The organism is Polyangiaceae bacterium, from assembly GCA_015075635.1.
Lineage (GTDB): Bacteria > Myxococcota_A > Polyangia > Polyangiales > Polyangiaceae > JADJKB01.
Map to the genome: position 1 here is coordinate 539,398 of JABTUA010000001.1, position 20,312 is coordinate 559,709.

The window sequence follows — 20,312 nt, forward strand, 5'->3', positions numbered from 1 at the left end:
AGGCTCGCAGCCCGCATGGCCCTCCGATCCCGCGCGGCATTGATCTTCGCGTTCGGAGCAGCGCTGTACCTCGCTCGCGTCGAGGGCCCGTACCACTTCGACGACTGGGTCACGCCCGTGAGCGACCCGGCGAGCCAGTCGCTCGGCGCGTTCGTCGAGCACGTTCACCGAACGCTGAGGCCGCTCTCGAAGCTCAGCTTCGCCCTCGAAGGCTCGCTGGGTCTCGGCGACGCGCCCGCGCTGCGCCGAGCGGTGTCGGCGGCGTTCCACGGGGCGTCGAGCGCGCTCGTGTTCTTGCTGGCGGCGCGCCTGCGCGCGGGGCTCTGGGCTGCGTTCGCTGCGGCGCTGCTCTTCGCCGTACACCCCATCCACGGCGAGATGGTCTGGGCGTTGGCCGGGCGCGGCGCCGCGATGGCGCTCTCCCTCGGTCTTGGCGCCCTGCTCGCGCAGCTCCGGGGGCGACGCTGGCTCGCCGCCGCGCTGCTGCTCGGCGCGTGCCTGAGCCGCGAGACGGCGATCGCCTTCGCGCTGCCGATGGCCGCGCTCGAGCTGTCGCGCCGGGGCACGCTCCGCAGCGTGGCCCATCGGCTCGAGCCGTGCCTCACGGTGGTGCTGCTCGCCGTCGCGTTCGTGGCGCAGAACGCGCGCTACCGCCAGCTCATCGACTACTCGGCGCACGGGCGTCCCTTTGGCTACAGCGTGTCGGCGCAGGTCGAAGCGCTGCCGCACGGGTTCTCGCTCTACGTTCGCCCGAGCGCTCTCTCGATCGACCACGGGCTGCCGCTCTCTCACTCGGCTGCGTCGCCGGCGTTCTGGCTCGGCGCGGCGCTGCTCGTGGGCCTCGGTGCGCTCTTGGTCTGGGCGGCGCGGGCGCGTCGGCCCGCGCTCGCGGTGGGTGCCGCGCTCGTGCTGGCCGCGCTCTTGCCCACCCAGAGCGTCATCCCCAAGCTCGACCCGCTCACCGAGCGCCCGTTCGCGACGGCGCTCGCCGGCGCGGCGCTGCTCCTGGCCCATGGCCTCCGCGCCGCGTTTCGCCGGGCGCGTTGGCGGCAGGCGGCGCTGGGGGGCGTTGCTTTGACCGCGGTGTTGCTGGTGGGCGCCACGCTGCGCCGCGGCGCGCTCTACGCGTCGGACGTGGCGTTGTGGCGCGACGCGGCCCGCAAGAGCGTGTCCAACGCCCGACCTCACCACAACCTGGCCGTCGCCTTGCTCGAAGCGGGGCGCCCCGACGAGGCTCGTGAAGCTCTGGCCCGCGCGCGGCGCATCGATCCCTTCGACTCCGAGCTGCGCGCGCTTGCCTTGCGCCTGGACCCCAGCCTAGCCTCGGGCGGCCCGCGATGAAGCTCGTGCGTTTCGGTGTTCACGTTCTCGTCGCGTTGGGCGCGATCGCGTTCGGGGCGCCGTCGGACGCCGGCGCTGTGTTCGACTGTCTGCCGCCTCGGAACTGCCAGGGCGTCGCGCAATGCTGCACGAAGCCGCGGAAGGAGCTCTTGCTCCAGATCGCGCGAGCGGAGATGCGTCGCGACTTCTACGACTCGAAGAAGAACCGCGACGAGGCCTTCGCCAAGGGCGCCTGGGACTCGCCAAACAACCTGGAGAAGGCGTTCACTCAGTTCATTTCCGCGCACCAGGATCAGGCTGCCAAGCAGAAGCTCGGGCTGCCGGCGAACCAGAGCTACCCCGACGTTCCGGATCTGACCACCCACCCCGACTGCACGAGCTCCATCGACGCCAACGGGGCCAAGCTCTCGATCACCGACATCCCGAAGATGTTCGACGATCCGAACCACCCGCTCACGAAGGCCAACGTGTGCAAGGAGGCGGTGATCGCGGCCGTCTTGCACGAGTCGGAGCACCAGGACCGCTGCGAGGCCAAGAAGCGCGGGCTCATCAAGCCCAAGAACGAGGGAGGCTGGGCCCGCGCCGAGCTCGAGGACAGCGCCGACAGCGAGCGCGACGCCTACGCCCGGGAGGCCGACGCTTTGCGCTTGATGCGCAAGCGCGCGCGCCAGCGCTGCACCACCGCCAAGAAGCTGGCCGAGAACGACTTCAAGAACGCCCGGGAGCGCGTGAAGGCCCTGAACCTGATGAAGCAGCCGAGGTACTACTGATGCGGCTGCGCCTGCTGCTCCGGCCAAGCGTGGGCGCGGCGCTCGTCGCCGCGGCCTCGCTCGCCAGCTATGCGTGCGGCGGCGGCGGCGGCGCGACGCGCGGCGCGGAGACCCCCGCCGGGGCCGCGGCCGTGCCTGGCTCGGCGGCGGCGGGGCACGCCTGCCTCGACCAGCTGCCGCTCGGCGATTGCGTGAGCTACGTGCTGGAGCGCGAGGCGGTCGTGGAGCTGCTCGAAGAGCTCGAGGCGACCCGCGACCAGCGCAGCGTGCCGGTGGCCGAGGAGGCCCTCGCGTCCCCCGATCCGCTGGTCACGGCGGCCGGGCTGCGCGTGCTCGGCCCCTTCGCCGGCTCGAGCGAGAGCGCCGCGGAGCGCGCGGCTCCGCTGATCATGAGCCCCTTCGTGGCCAATGCCGATCTCGCCGCGGAGGTGCTGGCGCGCTCGCCGAAGCACGCCGCCCTGGCGATGCAGTACCGCGCCGGTCATCCGAGCAGCGTGGAGGTCCACCCGTGGCAGCGACCCGCCCCGGTCGATCTCTCGAAGCTCGGTTTCGACGCGGCCTACCCTGGTGCCACGCCCTACCCACCGGGCGATTCGGAGCTCAGCGCGGCCCACGCCACCGGCGACGGCCTCGACGTCGTGCTCGCACACTACCAGAAGAAGCTCGCCACGGCGCCGGCGCCGCTCGCGGACGCGAGGAACGCGCTCACGCAGGATCAGACGCAGCGCATGGAGCAGCTGTCGAAGCAGATGCAGGCTCTTCAAGAGGAGTACTCGAAGACTCAGGACCCCAAGGTGCTGGACAAGATGCAGGCGCTGGGGAAGAGCTTCGGCGAGGTCGCGCAGTCCCCGCTGACGAAGACGCCGTTCCCGCCCGAGACCACTCCCGCCAGCGCCTTCGTGGTCGAGCGCGAGGGCGGGCTGCCGGTGCGCCTGGTCGTGGTCTACCGCGAGGCGCTGCTCGACCGCACGGTGGTCATGCACGCCTGGAGCCCGCCGAAGTACCCGGCCATCCCCCGCGTCCAGGCGTTCCAGCGGCGGTTGGGATTCTAGATCTCCAGCTCAGGCGCTCCCCACCCGCTCGGCCGCCAGCATCCCGCAGGCAGCGTGCTTCTCCGCGCCTCCCGAGTAGCGGCGCACGATGGGCGCCTTCAGCAGCTGGAGCTCGCTCATGAAGGCCTTGCGCTCGGCGTCGGAGGCGCGCCGGAAGCCGTCGGGGCGCGGATCGTTCACGTCGATCAGGTTGATGCGCAGGTCCAGGTCGCCGAACAGGCGCTGGATTTCGCGGACCTCGGAGGCGTCCGTGTTGACCCCGGACATCAGCACCATGGCCAGGGTGAGCCGGCCGTGCTTGGCGACCGCGGCGTATTCGTGAACGGCACGCGCCAGCTCCTCGAGGGAGACCTTGCCGGCGACCGGCAGGAGCCTCTTCCTCCGCTCTTCGAGCGCGCTGGTCAAGGACACGATCAACCGGTATGGGTGCCGCTCCGCGGCGAAGCGGCGGATCTGCGGCGCCAGCCCCACCGTCGAGATCGTGATCGAGCGCCCAGAGACGCGCGCGCCGCAGGGATGCGACAGCACGCGCGCGGTCTGGATGACGGCGTCGTAGTTCTGGAGCGGCTCCCCTTGACCCTGGAACACCGCGCCGACGACGCGTCCGGGCGCTTCGTCCCGCACCCGCAGGAAGGCCGAGACCATCTCCCAGGTCTCCAGGTTGCGGCTGAGCCCCAGCCGGCCCGTGGCGCAGAACTGACAGGCCATCGCGCAGCCCACCTGCGACGACAGGCACACGCTGAAGCGCCCCGGCTTCTCCAGCGGGATGCGCACCGCCTCCGAGAGCGCCCCGTCCGGCGAGCGGAACAGGTACTTCACGAAACGGTCGCTCGGGTTCTCGACCTTCTCCAAGAGCTCGAGCCGAGTCGCGTCGAGCTCGCGCTCGACGGCTTCGAGCTTGGCCTTCGACAGCGGCTGCTTCGGCGGGCGCGAGTCGAACGCCGCGGCCATCAAGCGCCGGGCCTCGTCCGCCGTCAGTGCCACGCCGGCTCGCCCCAGGTGCGCGGTCAGATCCTCGGGAAGCTGGGCGTACAGGTGGGGGCGAGCCACTCGCGCGGTGTAGCACGGAAAGGCGTATAGTCGGCCCAAGGCACCTCATGGGGCGGGCAGGCTACGAAACGGCGAGGCTCAGGCTGGCGCGCTTGCGCGTCGAAGGCGACGAGGCGCGTCAAGTGGGCGCACGGCACGCGCTCGCGATCAGCGCCGGCGCGTTGAACGTCGAGCGCGTCGGGATCTGGCTCTTCGACGCGCGCGATCAGCGCATCGACTGCATGCAGCTCTACACCGCGGCCACGCGCTCGTTCTCGGCTGGGACCTCGCTCTTCGCCAAGGATCACCCGGACTACTTCGCGGCGCTCGCCTCGCGCCGGGCCATCGCCGCCGACGACGCGCGCACCGATCCGGCCACGCACGAGCTGACGGACGGGTACCTGGCCCCGAACGGCATCACGTCGATGCTCGACGCGCCGATCATCCGCGGCGGGCGCATCGTGGGCGTGGTCTGCCACGAGCACGTCGGTCCCGCGCGCGCCTGGCAACAGCAGGACATCGACTTCGCGAGCACCGTCGCCGACATGGTCGCGCTGCTGTTCGAGCAGTCCGACCGTCTGACGCTGGAGGCGTCGCTGATGGCCCACAACGAGCAGGCGCTCGAGAGCCAGAAGACGGAGGCGCTGCAGCGACTGGCCCGCGCGGTGGGCCACGACATCAACAATGTGCTCACCAGCCTCTCGCTGGCGACGGAGCGCCTGACGCGGCACGCGGACCCGGGCGTGGCGCAGGCGGCGGTTGACATCAGCCATGCGGTGGACCTGGTTCACACCCTGGCCACGCAGCTGCTCGAGCTGGGCCGCTCGGCCCCGCTGGCCGGCGGACCCACCGACGTGCGGCGGCTGCTCGAGCGCGAGCACGCCGCGCTGAACGCGCTCTTGGCCGGGCGAGCCACGGTGACCATCGAGGACCGCGCCGAGGACGCGGTCGTGTCTCTGGACCCGAAGGAGCTCGAGCAGATCCTGCTGAACCTGGCCGCGAACGCCCGCGATGCAATCTCCGACTCGGGCCATGTGGGCATCGTGCTCCGCGAGCCGAACCCCGAGGATCTGGTGACCCACGACCGGCTGATCCTGGAGGTCGTGGACGACGGCGCGGGCATGGACGATGAGACGCGCGCGCGCGTATTCGAGCCATACTTCACCACCAAGCAGCACGGCACGGGGCTCGGGCTCGCGCTGGTCTACGCGACCGTCGTGCGGGCCGGCGGCTCGCTCAGCGTCGAGAGCTCGCCAGGAAGAGGCACGCGCTTCGTGGCGGCGTTGCCCAGGACGCGCTAGGGGCGGGGACCGGAGACACTGCGGCGGGCTCGGGGTATGGACCCTCCGTGGCCAGCAAACCCGAGCTCGAGACCCAAGATCCCCCGGAGCCCCCGAAGTCGGTCGTGGACCGCGCCCTCGGCTGGGTCGAACGCATCGGCAATCGGCTGCCGGATCCCGCGCTGCTCTTCGTCCTCGCGTTGCTCCTCACCTGGGTCGCGTCCGCGCTCCTGTCGGGCCACTCGTTCCAGGTCCCGTCGAAGACCGGGATGCAGGCGCGCCAGGTCGTGAACCAGCTCTCGGGCACCTCGCTCACCACGTTCCTGGCCGACATGGTCAAGACCTTCACGGGCTTCCACCCGCTCGGCGTGGTGCTCGTCGCGTTGCTCGGCGTCGGTGTCGCCGAGCAGAGCGGCTTCATCAACGCCGCGCTCAAGCGTCTGCTCGCGGTCACGCCGAAGAAGCTCCTGACGCCGATGCTGGTGTTCGTGGCGATCCTGAGCCACACCGCCGCGGACGCGGGCTACGTGCTGGTGATCCCGCTCGGCGGCGTGATCTTCGCGGCCGCGGGTCGCCACCCGCTGGCGGGCATCGCTGCGGCCTTCGCCGGCGTGTCCGGGGGCTTCTCCGCCAACCCGGTGCCGTCGGGGCTCGATCCGCTGCTGCAAGGGCTGACCCAAGAGGCGGCGCAGATCCTGGACCCGAAGCGCCAGGTCAACCCGCTCTGCAACTGGGTGTTCACCGCGGTCTCCAGCCTGCTCATCGTGCTCGTCGCCTGGTACGTCACCGACAAGATCGTGGAGCCGCGGCTGAAGAAGATCGCCATCGACGGCGACCCGGCGGACATGCCGAAGATGGCGGAGACCACCCCCGAGGAGCGGCGAGGCCTCAGGGCCGGCAGCCTCGCCTTCGTGTTGGGGATCGCGGCTCTGGTCGCGCTCTCGGTGCCGAAGAGCTCGCCCTTCCGCGCACCCACCGGGGAGCTGACCGCGTTCGCAGCGCCCTTGATGCAGTCCATCGTGCCGCTGATCTTCCTGCTCTTCCTGCTGCCCGGGCTGGCCCACGGCTTCGCCTCCGGAACCTTCCGGACGCACCGCGACGCCATCGCCGGCATGAGCAAGACCATGTCCACGATGGGCTACTACATCGTGATGGCGTTCTTCGCGTCCCTGTTCATCTACGCCTTCAACAAGAGTCAGCTCGGCGCGCTGCTCGCCGTCAAGGGCGCCGAGGTGCTGAAGTCCATGGCGCTGCCGGGACCGGTCACCGTCCTCGCGATCATCGTCCTGTGCGCGACGGTGAACCTGGTGATCGGATCGGCGTCGGCGAAGTGGGCGCTCCTCGCGCCGATCTTCGTCCCCATGCTGATGCAGCTCGGGATTTCCCCCGAGTTGACCCAGGCCGCGTACCGCGTCGGGGACTCGACCACCAACATCGTCACCCCGCTGATGCCGTACTTCCCGCTCGTGGTGGCGTTCTGCCAGCGCTACGTGAAGGGCACCGGGATCGGCACCCTGACCTCGCTCATGCTGCCGTTCTCGGTGGCGTTCATCGTGAGCTGGACGCTGTTCCTCCTGGCCTTCTGGGGCGCCGGCATCCCGCTCGGCGTAGCGGCGCCGTACGGATATCCGTGAAGCGGAGCAGGCTCGCGTGACCCGCCGCGAGGCTCAGCTTGCGTCGGGCGACGGCGGGAGCGGCTGCCGTGGGATGCCGGGCAGCGGCGGCACCGGCTGCTTTCGTTTGGGCAGCTCCTTGGCCGGCGGCTTGGGCGCCTCCGCCGGCTTGGCCGGCTCCTTGGGCTTCGCCTTCGGGGCCAACTCGGGCTTCGACTTGGGCTTCGCGTCCGCCTTCGACCCGCCGGCGACGGCGTTCTGCTTCTTGGCGTCGGCTGGCTTTCCCCTGTCGTCCTTGGCTCGCTTGGGCTCGCTCTTCTTCTGTGGCTCGAGCGGCTGAGCTGGACCGCTCGCTGGCTCGTGCGGCGGCCCGAGCACCAAGCCGCACACATCGACGATCCGCCGCGCGTGCTCGTTCACGTCGTGCCGAAGGGAGGACACCTCGGCGCCGTCTTCGGCCTCGAAGACGATACGCACACCGGCATGGATGTTGTCGAGCCGCGGCTCCGAGCGCTCCAGGGTGTCGGGCAGCGACAGCCCGGCGGCCCTGCGGCGGAGATCCCCGATGTCCTCCGAGGTCGTCAGCACGAGCGCGGCACCTTCCCGGACCTCCTCGAAGGCAACCCGCGTATGGGGCTCGTCCGCCGGGCAGATGGCGCGGCTGGCCGCCTTCGCGGGTTCGACGCGCGGCTCCGGCGCGCGACCCACCGCCTGCGGCGAAGCGCTCTCGCCGCCCCGCGCTCCCGGCGAGGCGCTCCGCTCCGTGGCGCAGGCCGCGACCGACAACCCAATCGCTCCGCTGATCAACGCGCGCAACATGGCGTCGAATCTACTCTCCTCCGCCGTCACCTCAAGCCTCGCGCGACGCAGGCAACCGCCGTGCGCGGTCTTTCGCGGCAGTACCGCCGGGCAGTCGTGTCAGCCGTGATGTCCCCCCCCGGAGTGCGACCCTCCATAGCGGTGATGCTGGTCACGCTGGGCGCAGCCGGCTGCGGCTCGAGCTCGAAGGATGGCGGAGGCCCAGGCGGGCCGAACATCGGCTGCGACGACCCCGAGGCGCGGGTCACGGCGACGCCAACCATCACGCCCGCCTCGGCGCCCGAGGGCAAAGTCACGAAGCTCGACTTCGTCATCCCCCTGACGCGCGTCACCAACCGGGTGATCGCGTAGTCATGGCACGCTGCCCGCTGGTACGACCCACTCGGTGGGCTGGCCGGTGACCCGCCCTATCAAGTCGAAGTCCTTGTCGTAGTGGAGCACCGTTAGCTGGTGCCGCTCTGCGACGGCAGCGATGAGCAGGTCCGGAATGCTGGCAGCGCGGTGGTGCCCTGCCCGCGCCATGCCCTCGAGAACGTCGATCGCTCGGTCGAAGTCCATCTGCTCGATGTCGACGGAGGGCAGCGCACGCCGGACGCTGCGGGTGGCGACGAGATCCGCATGGGACTTGGCGCTGAACAGGATCTCCAGCTCGATCACCGAGCAAGTCGCCACGTCGCCGCCCACCAGGAGGGGCGCGAGACGAGCGGCTACCGTCGGCCGGGCCAGCCGCGCGAGGGCGCTCTTGTCCGCGAGAAACGTCAGCGCCACGCGCGGGCCATGACCTTGGGGTCGTCGAGCTCGAGACCATCCATCGTTCGCAGCTGCTCCACGGCCTTGCGTCGCGCCTCGTAGGCAATCACCTCGTCCAGGGCGCGTTCAATCGTGTCCTTGATGCCCTTGGTTCCCAGGAGCTTCCGCGCCTTGCTCAGCTTCCGAGGGTCGATGACCAATGTGGTTCGATGCATACCTCAGTATGCCATGCATGAGAGAAAGATGCATATCGTGACGCGGCCCGGGGAGCGCGGGCCGCCGGCTGAGCTGACCCTCGCGACGTCGTCCCTCTCGCACGCCCACTCGGCGGCGTTGCGGAAGCTTCCGAGGGGGCTATCGGGTCAGGTTGACCAGGCCTCTCCGGTCGAGTCCTCGCCCTCCGCTGGCCGATGTTCAATCGCACTTCATCGATCCTACGACCTTCAGGATTCCGTCCGCATATTCGGCGTCGAGGCAGTTGCCGGATGCCTCGAAGCACAACCTGAGCGGCGTGCACTCCAGCCGGACCGGGGAGCTCTGGAATTTCCCGGTACACTGGCCGTCGCCTCGCTTGGTGATCTGGAAATTGGCGGCTTCCTGTTGGCCCTCGGCGTAACACCCGGTGTATTCCTTTTCGCAAGCTGGGCAGCTCGCCGCGTCCTCGCTGCTCGACGAACAAGCGGCGAGAAAGCCGGCGGCGAGGATGATCACCGTTCGTAGGTCCAACACTGCGCCGCCCCTTGCTGGCAAGATCAAGCTCAACTCGCGTGCCGCTTCTTCTTCGGCACGAACTTGCGATCGAACATGCGGATTCGGCGCACGAGCAGGTCGAGCAAGAACATCACGATGGCCGCCAGGATGAAGCGGCTCCAGAGCTGCTCGAAGTAGACGATCTTCTCGCCCGCCGGATCGAACAGCTCCTTCGGCTCCGGATCGACCTTGCCGCCGCCGGCCAGCGCCGCGCGTGAGAGGCGCTCCAGATCCGGCTCGAAGCTGGCGTACTCCCGCGGGTAGGGGTTCGAGACGTGGCCGAAGCTCTGACCCACGCTCGAGACCTCGCCCTTCTTGTTCGTCTTGTTGTGCTCGGCACGCAGCAAGAACGAGCCGTACTTGTCGAGCTGGAAATCGGCCTCGTAGCGGCCGGGCGCGGTCTGGCGCATCGGCACCTCGCGGCGCTCGCCGCCGGGCTCGGGGCCGATCACGAAGAGCTTGCTCTCGATCTCGTTGTCGAAGCGCTCGTCCACGGTGAAGGCGTCCACCACGGCGTGCACCTTGCCGCCGACGACCTCGGTCTTCATGTCGAGCTCGCGGCGGTGCTTGTGCCGCATGTGCTCGCGCACCAGCTGGCCCCAGAATTTCCCGAAGCCCGCCCAACGGATCCAGTCCACGGCCCACAGGTTCTTCACGTCGCTGGTCCAGGCCAGCGTGTGGCCGAGACCCACGCGCCAGCGCGCCAGGATCGGCTCGCCGGTGTCGGCGGCCAGGATCAGCTGCGCCGGGGCCTCCTTCATCTGCGTCGCGACGTAGCCGTGGAGCAGCGGCGCCGAGCCGATGGAGATGCCCTTGAGGAAGTCGGCGTTCTGCACCACCTGCACTGGGAACCACTCCTCGACCGCCGCCTGCCGCGCGATCATCTCGGTCTCGCGCGTGAAGATCTTGGGCAAGCTGTTGGGGTCCGGCACCGCGTGGTAGCGCCCGCCGCCGGTGTCGGCCAGCATCCGCAAGAGCTCGTGGTCGGCGCCGTCGCCCAGGCCCACCGTGGTCAGGGTGATGCTCTCCGCGATCATCGCCTGCACCACGTCCTTCAGGCCCTGCGTCGGGGCGCGGCCGTCGGTCAGCAGGATGACGTGCTTCTTCCGGGCCTGGGCCACTGAAATGTCCTGGTAGGCCATGTCGAGACCCGGGAAGATCTCGGTGCCGCCGCCGGGCTGGATGCGCGCGATCTCGTTGTTGATGCGGCTGCGATAGCGGGCGGGCTGGAACTTCACGTAGCGGATGGGCGTGGAGTCGAAGGCGATGACCTCGATCAGGTCGTCGCCCTCCAGCGTGCCGACCGTGGCCTTGCACGCGCTCTTCGCCATCTCCATGGGCAGGCCCGTCATCGAGCCGGAGCGGTCGATGACCAGCGCCATGGCGACGCTGGGCATCTCCTTCTTGCGCTCGGCGTCCATGCGCACGGGCAGGATGCGCTCCATGGTGGTGTGGGCCCAGCCGCCCAGGCCGTAGCCGGCCTCGCCTCCCGCGAACAGGAAGCCGCCGCCCAGATCGCGCACGTATTTCTCGAGCACGTCCTGGTTGGCCTCACCGAACGCCTCCTTCGGCACGTCGGAGACGATCACGAAGTCGTAGCGCTCGAGCTCCTTCACGCTGCTGGGGAAAGCGCTCGGCGTACGCACGTCCACGTCGAACTGCTGCGCGGTGAGGGCGCCCGAGAGGTAGGTCGCGCGCTGCGGCTGGCCCTCGACGTAGAGCACCGTGGGGCGGCCCGGGACGTCCACCGTGACGGCGTACTGGTTGTTCTCCGGGAACTTGTCGTCCTTGATGTCCTGGAGCTTCAGCGCGTAGGTGACCTGGCCGCCGACGCGCACCACGCTCTTGAACTTGACCTCGTTCTCGCCGGCCTTGAGCTCGAGATCCTTCACGCCGTCCAGACCGTTCAGCGCCTCGCCCATGTAGAGCTGGGCGCGGGCCGTGGTCTTGCGGCTGGAGTAGACGTTGGCCACGACCTCGAACGGCTGGCCGATGTCCACCTTCTCCGGCACCTGCATGTTGCGGAGCGCCACCTCGCCCGGTGGGGGCCGCCGGAACGGCACGGTGAACACCTTCACGTCGAAGCCCCGGGCGCGGTTCGACTCGGCGAGCAGATCGCCGTTCGTCTCCACGCCGTCGGTGACGAGCACGGCGCGCTTCAGGAACCCGGGCGGGAACACGCCGTAGGCGAGCTGCATCGCCGCCTGCACGTCGCTGCCGGCGCCGGGCTTGTCCACGCCGAGCTTCTCCAGCGCCTGCTTGGTCCCGTGGCGCAGCTCCTCGATGGGCGGGACCACCGGGTTGCCGCCCTCCTCTTTCAGCTCGATCAGGCGCGGGCGCTTCGCGAACGTGATCAGGCGCACCACGTCCTCCTTGCCGCGGGCGTCGATGGCCGCCTCGATGGTCTTCTTCGCGTCCTCCAGCGAGGGATCTTCGACGGAGTCGCTGACGTCCACCACGAACACCGTGGCCACCTTCGAGGTCTCGGCGGTGCGCGCCAGTCGCGCCAGCCCCAGCGATATGAGCGCGATGAACGCCACCCGGAACAGCACGGCCAAGATGCGCTGCTGCCAGGGCAGATCCGCGAGCGAGCGGCCGATGACGAACAGGAGCAGCGGCGTGATCAGGACCAGCCCGATCGTGCGCGGCTCGAGCAGCTCGTAGTTCTTGCCCTCCCTCACCCACTTGAAGGCCGGCGCGTGGGGCCCGACGACGTAGCGCTGGTAGGCCCAGAACAAGAGCACGCCTACGCCGAGGATGAACGCCCCCCAGAGGAGCTTCTTGACGCGGGGGGTCATGCGCTTCCCTCACGAACACAATTCTGCGCAACGACGCAACGACGCAACGACGCAACGGGCAGCATTTCCAATAACGGCGCGAAGCGCGCTCCGAACTCTCCGAACAAAGAATTTCTCTTCTCTTCGTGGCGTTCGTGGCGTCGTGGCGCCGTGGCGCAATTCTCTTGCTCCACGCTCATACCGTCAGCCTCTTGTGATACGTGAACCATTCGATGGTCGAGACGATGAGCGCGGCGAGCAGAAGGTAGAGCCAGATCTCCCGGCGCATCCCCGGATCGAAGCCGCTGGGCAGCGCCGTCGGCTTGCCGCCGAGCTCCAGCGTGTCGCTCGGCTTGATCCGGCTCTCGTCGATGTTCGAGAGGTTGGCGGCGAACATGCTGGTGGTCGGCTCCGGCTCGGTCTTGACGACGAGCTCGTAGAACCCGGCCTGGTCCCCCAGGTGCACGGCGCGGCCCTCTTTGATCGGCACGCTGTGCGTCTTGCCGTCCGGCGACTTCAGCGTCGCGACCTCCGCACCGCTCGGCGCCGGGATGTGCCAGACGTCGCCGGTGAAGAACGAAGAAACGTAGGAGGTGTCCTCCTCGATGAAGTCGTTGATGGTGTTGAGCACGAAGAGCGGCCAGGCCACGCGCAGCACGAAATCCGAGTCTCGCGGATCGAACCCCAGCGCCACGAACTTGCGCCCGCTGCGCCGGCCCGCGACCAGGATGGGCCCAGCCTCGCTGGCGCCGATTACCTTGTCCTCCTTCTCCGGCTTGAACGAGAAGCCCTTGGCGACCTGGATGTCGCCCATGCTCATCCAGCGCACGATGGGGTGCTTCTTGTCCCAGACGTCGAAGCCGAACTCCGTGAGGCCGCGTCCGAGCTTCACCGGGCTGCCTTCGTCCGGAGGGTTCAGGTAGAGCGAGCCGCCGGTGTTGGGCGCCAGCGCGGGCGCGACGCCGTCGAAGATGGTGACGTCGAAGTTGCCGGGCGGCGGGTACTTGGCGGGCGCGACGCTGGTCACGTCCAGGTACTCGTCGAGCAGGAGCGTAGCTTCCAGGTAGGTGTTGCCGGGCGTGACCACCAGCACGCGCGCCCGGCGGCGCTCGGGCATCAGCGCGTAGGCGTGGTCGTCCGCGGGCAGGTCGTCGCTCTCGCCGCTGGCCAGCTTGAGCTTGGCCTCCAGCGTGCGGCTGGCACCGGCCAGATCCTTGTAGAAGCGCGGCAGGCGCTCGTTCGGCTGGAGCGAGAGCCGGGTCACGTCCACGGTCTGACCGTCGCCGATCAGCGTGAGCTCCACGTCCACCGGCTCGTCGTTGGTGTTGGTGACCTCGAGCATCACCTCGTAGCGCGCCTTGTCCAGCGGGTAGCGCCGCACCGAGAAGCCGGTGACCGCGACGTTCTTGCCGCTCTTGCCCACCGGCACGTAGCGCAGCTCCACGCCCTCGAAGTCCAGCCCCTCGCTCAGGAGCTTGGGATCACCCACGGCGCCGTCGCTGACCAGCACGATCTCCGGCTTGCTGAGCCCGCGCAGGCTGTCGAGCGCGAAGCGCAGCCCGCGCTTCACGTCCGCGCGGGTGTCGGTCGCCCGCAGCTGATCGACCGCCACGTCCAGATCGCCGACCTCGCCGGTCATGGTCGAGAGCGGCATGATCGCGGCGTCCATCTGCGCGATGATCATGCGATCGGAGCCGCCGATCCCGCGCACCAGCTTCTTCACCTCGCTCTTGGCCTGAGCCAAGCGCGTGGGCTTCACGTCCGTGGCCTTCATGCTGGCGCTGGCGTCCACCAACACCACGATGTTACGGCCCTGGATCAGGCTGCCGGTGATGCGCGGATCCCCGAGCGCCAGGATGAGCAGCGTGAGCAGCGCGAGCTGCAAGAGCAGGGAGAGCAGGCGCTTGAGTCGCGACCACCAGCTGGTCGCCTCCTTGTCGCGTAGGATGCGCTCCCAGATGCGGCTGAACGGCACCGCCACCGGGCGGCGGCGCAGCTTCAGGATGTAGAACAGCGTGGTGAGCCCGCCGGCCACGGCGGCGATGGTGACGAGCGTCGCGAAGGGCAGGCCGGCGAACAACATCAGCGCAGAAACCCTCCGCGGCGGAACACCCGGAGCACCAGCTCGTCGAAGGGTGTGTCCACGTCAGCAGCGAAATAGGGCACCTGGTGCTTGGTGCAGAAGCGCTCGATCTCGTCCTTGTACTCGTTCCAGGCACGCTCCATGCGCTCCAGCATCTTCGCCGTGACCGTCACCTCGCGCTCTTCGCCCGTCTCGCAGTCGTAGATGCGCACGTCGCCCTTGAGCGTCGGGTGCGCCTCCGCCGGATCGACGATGTGCAGCACATAGGGCTCGAACTTGTTGTAGCGGAGCACGTTGATGCCCGCCTCGAAGCCGGCCGGGTCGTATAGGTCGCTGATCAGCACGGCCAGGCCGCGGCGTTTGTGCTGCGCCACGAAGGTCTTCAGGCTGTCCGCGAGGCCCGTCTGTCCGTCGCAGTGGATGCGGCGCAGGAAGTCGAAGACCTTGAAGATGCGCCCCTTGCCGCGGGTGGTGGGCATGCGCGCCACGATCTCGTCCGTGGCCGCGACGATGGTCACGCGATCCAGGTTCGCCAGGCCCACGTAGGCGAGCGCCGCCGCCAGGCGCCGGGCCTGGTCGAACTTCCGGCCGTCGCCGAAGCCCATGCTCGTGGAGGTGTCCACGATGAAGTAGATGCTGAGGTCTTCTTCCTCCTCGTACAGGCGCACGAGCAGGCGGCCGAAACGCTGGTAGATGTTCCAGTCCACGCTGCGGAAGTCGTCACCCGCGGTGTAGTCGCGGTGATCGGCGAACTCGATGCCGCTGCCCTTCTTCTTGGTGCGGCGATCGGCGCGCTGACGCCCGGCGAACACGCGGCGGCTGACGATTGCCAGCGTCTCGAGCTTCTTCTGGAAGTCGTCGTCGAAGAGGTCCGCCTTCTCCGGCTTCTGCATGCCGAAGCGCCGCGACACCGGTCCCAGACGCCGGGAGACCGGCGCGGCCGCGCGCTTGAAGACGTCCAGGACTCCCATGCCGGCTCAGGTCTTGGCTTCGGGAAGCTCTTCGAGGATCTCCCGGATGCAGTCGTCCGTCTTCACGCCCTCCGCTTCGCCCTCGAAGTTGAGCAGCATGCGGTGGCGCAGAGCCGGGGCCGCGCTCGCCTTCACGTCGTCCACGCTGGCCGCGAAGCGCCCCTCGAACAGCGCGCGGATCTTGGCCGCCAGGAGCACCGCCTGTGCGCCGCGGGGCGAGGCCCCCACGCGGGCGAAGCGCCGCACCTTTTCCGGCGCGTCCGGACCGTCCGGGTGCGTGGCCTGGAGCAGGCGCACCGCGTAGTCCTGCACGTGGCGCGCGACGGGCACGGTGCGCACCAGCTTCTGCATGCCCAAGATGTCCTCGGCGCTCACCACCGGCTCGACCTTCGCGACGTACTCCGTGGTCGTGCGCTCGATGATGCTGTGCAGCTCCTCACGGCTGGGGAACGGCACTTGAAGCTTGAAGAAGAACCGGTCGAGCTGCGCCTCCGGCAAGGGGTAGGTGCCCTCCATCTCCAGCGGGTTCTGCGTGGCGAGCACGAAGTACGGCTCCTCGATGGTGTAGGTCGTGCGGCCCACCGTCACGCGGTGCTCCTGCATGGCTTCGAGCAGCGCGCTCTGCGTCTTCGGCGTGGCGCGGTTGATCTCGTCGGCCAGCACGATGTTGGCGAACACCGGGCCCTTCCGGAACTCGAAGATGTGCTTCCCGCTCGAGCTCTCCTCGATCACCGTCGTGCCGATGATGTCCGCCGGCATCAGATCCGGCGTGAACTGGATGCGGGTGAAGTTCAGGCCCACCGACTCGGCCAGCGTACGCACCAGCATGGTCTTGCCGAGACCCGGCACGCCCTCGAGCAGCGCGTGGGACCCGGCCAGCATGCAGGTGATCACGCCGTCCACGACCTCGCGATGCCCGACGATGACGCGGGCGATCTCCTCGCGCAGCGCGCCGATCTTCTGGCGGAACTTCTCGATATCTGCCTTGGCTTCTTCTTCCGACATCTGCCCTCTTTCGAGTCCGTGAATCAATCGGGCGAGCGCGCAGCACGCGCCCGCCCTCGCCGTCGCGCGCGCTCCCGCATCAGTCCCTGGGCCGGATGAGCTGGAAGTACCGCTGCACGTAGAAGCGATACCCCGGCGGGATCTGGTCCTCGTTCATCACCCGCTCGGCCACGGTCTTGTAGTCCGTGTAGACCTTCTTGTAGCCCCGACCGACGAAGCCGCGCTGCGCGGCGCCGTAGATCACCTGGCTGGAAGCGCCGCCCTGGCCTGTGTCCTGCGCCGCGGCGGTGACGTCCTTGGTGCTGCCCTTCAGGTTGCTCGCCTCACCCTTCAAGTTCTCGTCGTGGCCGGTGCCCCAGCTCTCGCCACCTTTGCCGGCGCCCTCGCCGCCGGGCTTGTCGCCGCCGCCTTCGCCCTGGCCTTGGCCCTGACCTTGGCCCTGACCCTGACCCTGGCCTTGGCCCTGACCCTGGCCTTGGCCCATGCCCGGGATCGGGATCGACTTGCCGCCGGAGCCGGGCCCCATCACCAAGTCGCCACCCTCGCCGGGCTTCATCCCCTGGCCCTTCTTGCCCTGTCCCTCGCCGTCTTCCTCGCCGCCCTGCTGGCCACCTTTGCCGCCGCGGGCCTTCTGCCCGAACTTGAGCATGCGCTGCATGCGCTCCTTGCCGCCCTTGCCCTGCTGGCGCATCACCTCGCGCATCTCCTGGAGGCGGCGGCGGAGCTCCTCCTTCTCCTGATCGGTCATCTCCTCCTGCGCCATGCGGTTGAGGTCTTCGGCGGCCTTCTCGAAGTCCTCCGCCGAGGCGCCCATCTCCTTGAGCAGGTCCTCGGCCGCCTTGGCCAGCTCGCGATCGAGCTTGGAGAGCTGGCGCTGCGCGCGCTTGGCTTGGTCCTTCTCGCGGTCCAGGCGCTCGAGCTGGCGCTCCTTCTTCTTGAGCAGGCTCTTGTCGCTCTCCGACAGGCCGCCGTCGTTCTCCTGCTTCTTCTTGAGCAGGCGCTTCTGCTCCTCTTCGGCCTTCTGGCGCTCGGCCTCCAGCTTCTTGAGGTTCTCGCTGCTCTTCTCGCTGGCCTTCTTCACCGCCTCGCGCAGCTTGTCGAGCTCGGCCTTGCTGGGCGGCTTCTGCTTGTTCTTCAGCTTCTCGGCCAGCTCGCGCATGGCCTTCTCGGCGTCCGCCAGGTTCTTCTGCTTCAGCGGCTGGGCGATGGGCTTGGAGAGCTCGCTCTTCTCGAGCTCGTTGGCCAGGCTCTTCAGGCCCTCTTCCAGGGCCTCCTTGTCCGCCTCGGCGCCCTTCATGAGCTCGCGCTCCATCTCCTCCAGGCGCTTGAACACCTCGCTGCGGTCCAGACGCCGATCGGCGATGTCCTCGATGAGCTGGTTGAACTTGCGCACCGCCGACTGGACCTCGGGGTCTTTGCTCTTCTCCTCCAGCTCCTTCGCCATGTCCTTGAAGAGCTCGATGTCGTCCGGGCTCATCACCATGGGCTCGAAGCTCTTGTCGGGCGGGAGGATCTTGGTGGTCCGCACCTCGAGCAGCGCCACGCCGACCAGGCCCGCGATCAAGAGACCGACCACCGGCAGCTCCCGCGGCACGTGAAATGGCGCGGCACGGCGCGGCTTGAGCTGCTTGGCCTGCACCACGGCGTCCTCGATGGCGGCGTTCATCAGCGGCGAGCGCTCGGTCGGCGGCAGCTCCGAGAACGAGAGCGCGCTCGTGATGCGGTCGTGGAGCCCGTGGTGGCGGTCCAGGGCCAGGGCGCCGATGTGCTCGGGCCGGGCCTTGAGCCAGGCGTGAGCCGTGCCGATCAGGAACACCAGCAGCGGCACCATCCCGGCGAAGGCGAGCGTCTGGATGGTGTCGGCCGCGGGGCGCGCCACCTTGATGTAGGTCAGCGCCCCGACCGCGAAGAGCAGCGGCAGCGGCAGAAGCAGGAACGCCCGCGACAGTGTCTGGTCGATGCGCAGACGGAGCGCGGTCCAGAGCGCGGTACGCCGCAGGCTCGAAAGGGAGGCGTCGCGGTCGGACGGGTTCACGTGAGGCTCTCGACTTGACGGTTGTAACGCACGAAAGTTCCGTCCGCTTTCGCTGGACCCGAGGTTAGGGGGGAATGGTAGCGCGTCCACCGCGCACCGGGGCGCTCCCGATCAGCGCCGCGCGCCGGCCCGAAGGCCTGGGAGTTCGGGGCCTTAGCGGCCTTTTGGGGAGGGATGTCGCCTTCATGGACCCGGTGGGGGCGACCCGCATTGGGCGGGGCCGGCCCCGGGCGTGCTTCGGCCAGCTACGGGAATGCGTGACGCGCTTGACCCCACGCGCGCCGCTGGTCTCACATTGGGCCCCGATTCGGGAACAGGAGCGAGCATGGCCGACGAGACGAAGACGCTGGTTCTGGTTGCGGACGACGAGCCGAGCACGCGCGCTCTCGTGGTCGGGCATCTGAAGCGCAAGGGCTACCGCGTGGTCGAAGCCTCGGACGGCGACGAAGCGTGGGAGCTCGCGCACGAGCACCTGCCCGACTTGGTCGTGCTCGACGTGATGATGCCCGGCATGAGCGGCTGGGAGGTGTGTCGCAAGATCCGCGAGGCCGTCTCGCTCGCGCACACCGGCGTGGTGATGCTCACCGGCATCGGCGAGCACCTGAATGAAATGACCTCGCCGCTCTACGGCGCGGACGCCTACGTGGACAAGCCGTTCGAGTTCTCGGTGCTCGACGCGAAGGTGAACGAGACGCTCGCGCGCCGGCGCGGTGGCACGGTGGGCCGTGGCGACGCAGAGAGCGCACCGCGACCCGCCAAGCCTGCCAAGGCAGCGAAGCCCGCCAAGCCTGCCAAGGCAGCGAAGCCCGCCAAGCCTGCCAAGGCTGCGAAGCCCGCCAAGCCTGCGAAGAAGCCCAAGGCTGCGAAGGAGCCCAAGGCTGCGAAGAAGCCCAAGGCTGCGGAGAAGCCCAAGGCCGCGAAGAAGCCCAAGGCTGCGAAGAAGCCCAAGGCTGCGGAGAAGCCCAAGGCTGCGAAGAAGCCCAAGGCCGCGAAGAAGCCCAAGGCTGCGAAGCCCGCCAAGGCCGCGAAGAGGGCGAAGACGGCCAAGCCCGCGAAGAAGAAGCGCGGGAAGCGTTGAACCACCCGGCAGGGTAGACTTCGAGCCTCCGTGTCGCTCCCGAAGGCCCTCGCCCCGCTGTTCCCGGACATCGATCTGGTGACTCTCGAGCCGACGAGGGACTCTCGTCTGATCCTCGCGCGGGCCTTGGAGCACGGAACGCTGGCGGACGTGAGGTGGTGCATCCGGCGCTACGGGCTTGCGCGCATCCGACGCTTCTTTCGGGAAGGGGGACACGCCGAGCTCTCGGCGCGAACTCTCGCGTTCTGGCGCGTCGTCCTGAACGCCAAGGAGGAGACATGGGCGCCGTCGCGCCGCTCTCGCCTGCGCAGCGTCGCGCCCTGGCACGACTGAGCGGCTCGGGCATCCTCGACCAGCTGTACCTCGCGGGCGGCGTCGCGGTGGCGTTTCATCTCGGCCACCGTCGCTCGAACGATCTCGACTTCTTCTCGAGCACGCCCGAGCTGGACCTCGACGTGCTGCGGCGGCGAGCCATCGCCGACCTCGGAGCCACCGTGGTCGCTCAGTCCGACGCGACGTTGAAGGTCAGAGTGAGCGGCGCAGTGCTCGACTTCGTGGTGTATCCCTACCGCCCGCTCGCGCGGCCGGCGGCGGGCCCGGATGGCGTGCGAATCGCGAGTCTCCGAGACCTGGCCGTCATGAAGCTCGCGGCCATCGCGCGCCGGGGGCTGCGACGCGACTTCTGGGACCTGCACGAGATCCTCACGCGAACGCGGTCTCCCCTGCGAAACGCGCTGCGCGACTACCAGAAGAAGTTCGGCACCGCCGAGGCGGACCTGTACCACGTGGTTCGGGCTCTCACTTGGTTCGAAGACGCGGACGGCGACACCGCGTTTCCGCGGGGCCTCACTCGGGCGCACTGGACCGAGGTGAAGCGCTGGTTCGAGGCGGAAGCGGCCAAGACGTTGCGCGCCCTGTGACAACCCGCGGGGCAAACCTCTGGTTGGCGGTCGCCGCGG

Annotated in this window: 19 protein-coding genes; 9 read left to right on the forward strand and 10 right to left on the reverse strand. The window is 69.0% G+C overall.

What is annotated here, in order from left to right:
- Positions 1-15 precede the first annotated feature (15 nt).
- The 3 genes from HS104_02500 to HS104_02510 are packed head-to-tail and all read left to right on the forward strand — an operon-like array spanning position 16 to position 3,163.
- A complete protein-coding gene (locus HS104_02500) occupies positions 16-1,341 on the forward strand; it encodes a hypothetical protein (GenBank protein MBE7478847.1) in 1,326 nt (441 codons plus the stop codon).
- Positions 1,338-2,111 carry a hypothetical protein gene (locus HS104_02505; protein ID MBE7478848.1) on the forward strand — a complete coding sequence of 258 codons (774 nt, stop codon included), beginning with the start codon at positions 1,338-1,340 and terminating at the stop codon, positions 2,109-2,111. The genes HS104_02500 and HS104_02505 overlap by 4 nt, the downstream gene beginning before the upstream one ends.
- A complete protein-coding gene (locus tag HS104_02510; protein MBE7478849.1) occupies positions 2,111-3,163 on the forward strand; it encodes a hypothetical protein in 1,053 nt (350 codons plus the stop codon). Before HS104_02505 ends, HS104_02510 begins: the two co-directional genes overlap by 1 nt.
- A gap of 9 nt (positions 3,164-3,172) precedes the next feature.
- On the opposite strand, the gene HS104_02515 is transcribed toward HS104_02510, so the two are convergent.
- Positions 3,173-4,213, reverse strand: a complete 1,041-nt coding sequence (locus HS104_02515; GenBank protein MBE7478850.1) for a radical SAM protein — start codon at positions 4,211-4,213, stop codon at positions 3,173-3,175.
- A 92-nt stretch (positions 4,214-4,305) separates the two neighbouring features.
- Here HS104_02515 and HS104_02520 point away from each other — a divergent pair, with 92 nt between their 5' ends.
- Both HS104_02520 and HS104_02525 read left to right on the forward strand, forming a co-directional pair.
- Positions 4,306-5,493 (forward strand): GAF domain-containing protein, encoded by a 1,188-nt coding sequence (locus HS104_02520; protein MBE7478851.1) that lies wholly within the window; start codon positions 4,306-4,308, stop codon positions 5,491-5,493.
- 47 nt (positions 5,494-5,540) lie between these two features.
- Positions 5,541-7,106, forward strand: a complete 1,566-nt coding sequence (locus tag HS104_02525; protein ID MBE7478852.1) for an AbgT family transporter — start codon at positions 5,541-5,543, stop codon at positions 7,104-7,106.
- A gap of 33 nt (positions 7,107-7,139) precedes the next feature.
- On the opposite strand, the gene HS104_02530 is transcribed toward HS104_02525, so the two are convergent.
- On the reverse strand, positions 7,140-7,904 hold the full coding sequence (locus tag HS104_02530; protein ID MBE7478853.1) for a hypothetical protein: 765 nt from the start codon (positions 7,902-7,904) through the stop codon (positions 7,140-7,142).
- A gap of 123 nt (positions 7,905-8,027) precedes the next feature.
- Between HS104_02530 and HS104_02535 the strand changes: the two genes are divergently transcribed.
- A complete protein-coding gene (locus HS104_02535) occupies positions 8,028-8,255 on the forward strand; it encodes a hypothetical protein (GenBank protein ID MBE7478854.1) in 228 nt (75 codons plus the stop codon).
- Here HS104_02535 and HS104_02540 read toward each other — a convergent pair whose 3' ends face one another.
- The 8 genes from HS104_02540 to HS104_02575 form a co-directional block, all read right to left on the reverse strand.
- Entirely contained in the window at positions 8,256-8,672 is a 417-nt protein-coding gene (locus HS104_02540; protein ID MBE7478855.1) for a PIN domain nuclease, read from the reverse strand. It abuts the gene before it with no gap.
- Entirely contained in the window at positions 8,663-8,869 is a 207-nt protein-coding gene (locus HS104_02545; protein MBE7478856.1) for a type II toxin-antitoxin system VapB family antitoxin, read from the reverse strand. Before HS104_02545 ends, HS104_02540 begins: the two co-directional genes overlap by 10 nt.
- A 199-nt stretch (positions 8,870-9,068) precedes the next feature.
- Positions 9,069-9,383: a hypothetical protein gene (locus HS104_02550; protein MBE7478857.1), complete on the reverse strand. Its 315-nt coding sequence runs from the start codon at positions 9,381-9,383 to the stop codon at positions 9,069-9,071.
- Positions 9,384-9,412: 29 nt separating this feature from the next.
- Positions 9,413-12,202: a VWA domain-containing protein gene (locus HS104_02555; GenBank protein ID MBE7478858.1), complete on the reverse strand. Its 2,790-nt coding sequence runs from the start codon at positions 12,200-12,202 to the stop codon at positions 9,413-9,415.
- 175 nt (positions 12,203-12,377) lie between these two features.
- Complete coding sequence (locus HS104_02560) at positions 12,378-14,267, reverse strand: VWA domain-containing protein (protein ID MBE7478859.1); 1,890 nt, start codon at positions 14,265-14,267, stop codon at positions 12,378-12,380.
- On the reverse strand, positions 14,264-15,235 hold the full coding sequence (locus tag HS104_02565; GenBank protein MBE7478860.1) for a DUF58 domain-containing protein: 972 nt from the start codon (positions 15,233-15,235) through the stop codon (positions 14,264-14,266). The genes HS104_02560 and HS104_02565 overlap by 4 nt, the downstream gene beginning before the upstream one ends.
- Before the next feature lie 6 nt (positions 15,236-15,241).
- Complete coding sequence (locus HS104_02570; protein ID MBE7478861.1) at positions 15,242-16,240, reverse strand: MoxR family ATPase; 999 nt, start codon at positions 16,238-16,240, stop codon at positions 15,242-15,244.
- Positions 16,241-16,319: 79 nt separating this feature from the next.
- Positions 16,320-18,275, reverse strand: coding sequence for a hypothetical protein (locus HS104_02575; protein ID MBE7478862.1), 1,956 nt, complete (start codon positions 18,273-18,275; stop codon positions 16,320-16,322).
- A 325-nt stretch (positions 18,276-18,600) separates the two neighbouring features.
- Between HS104_02575 and HS104_02580 the strand changes: the two genes are divergently transcribed.
- The 3 genes from HS104_02580 to HS104_02590 are packed head-to-tail and all read left to right on the forward strand — an operon-like array spanning position 18,601 to position 20,273.
- Positions 18,601-19,353: a response regulator gene (locus HS104_02580; GenBank protein MBE7478863.1), complete on the forward strand. Its 753-nt coding sequence runs from the start codon at positions 18,601-18,603 to the stop codon at positions 19,351-19,353.
- A gap of 30 nt (positions 19,354-19,383) precedes the next feature.
- A complete protein-coding gene (locus HS104_02585; GenBank protein MBE7478864.1) occupies positions 19,384-19,686 on the forward strand; it encodes a hypothetical protein in 303 nt (100 codons plus the stop codon).
- The gene (locus HS104_02590) at positions 19,632-20,273 is read left to right on the forward strand and encodes a nucleotidyl transferase AbiEii/AbiGii toxin family protein (protein ID MBE7478865.1); all 642 of its coding nucleotides are present in this window, start codon (positions 19,632-19,634) and stop codon (positions 20,271-20,273) included. The genes HS104_02585 and HS104_02590 overlap by 55 nt, the downstream gene beginning before the upstream one ends.
- Positions 20,274-20,312: the final 39 nt, after the last annotated feature.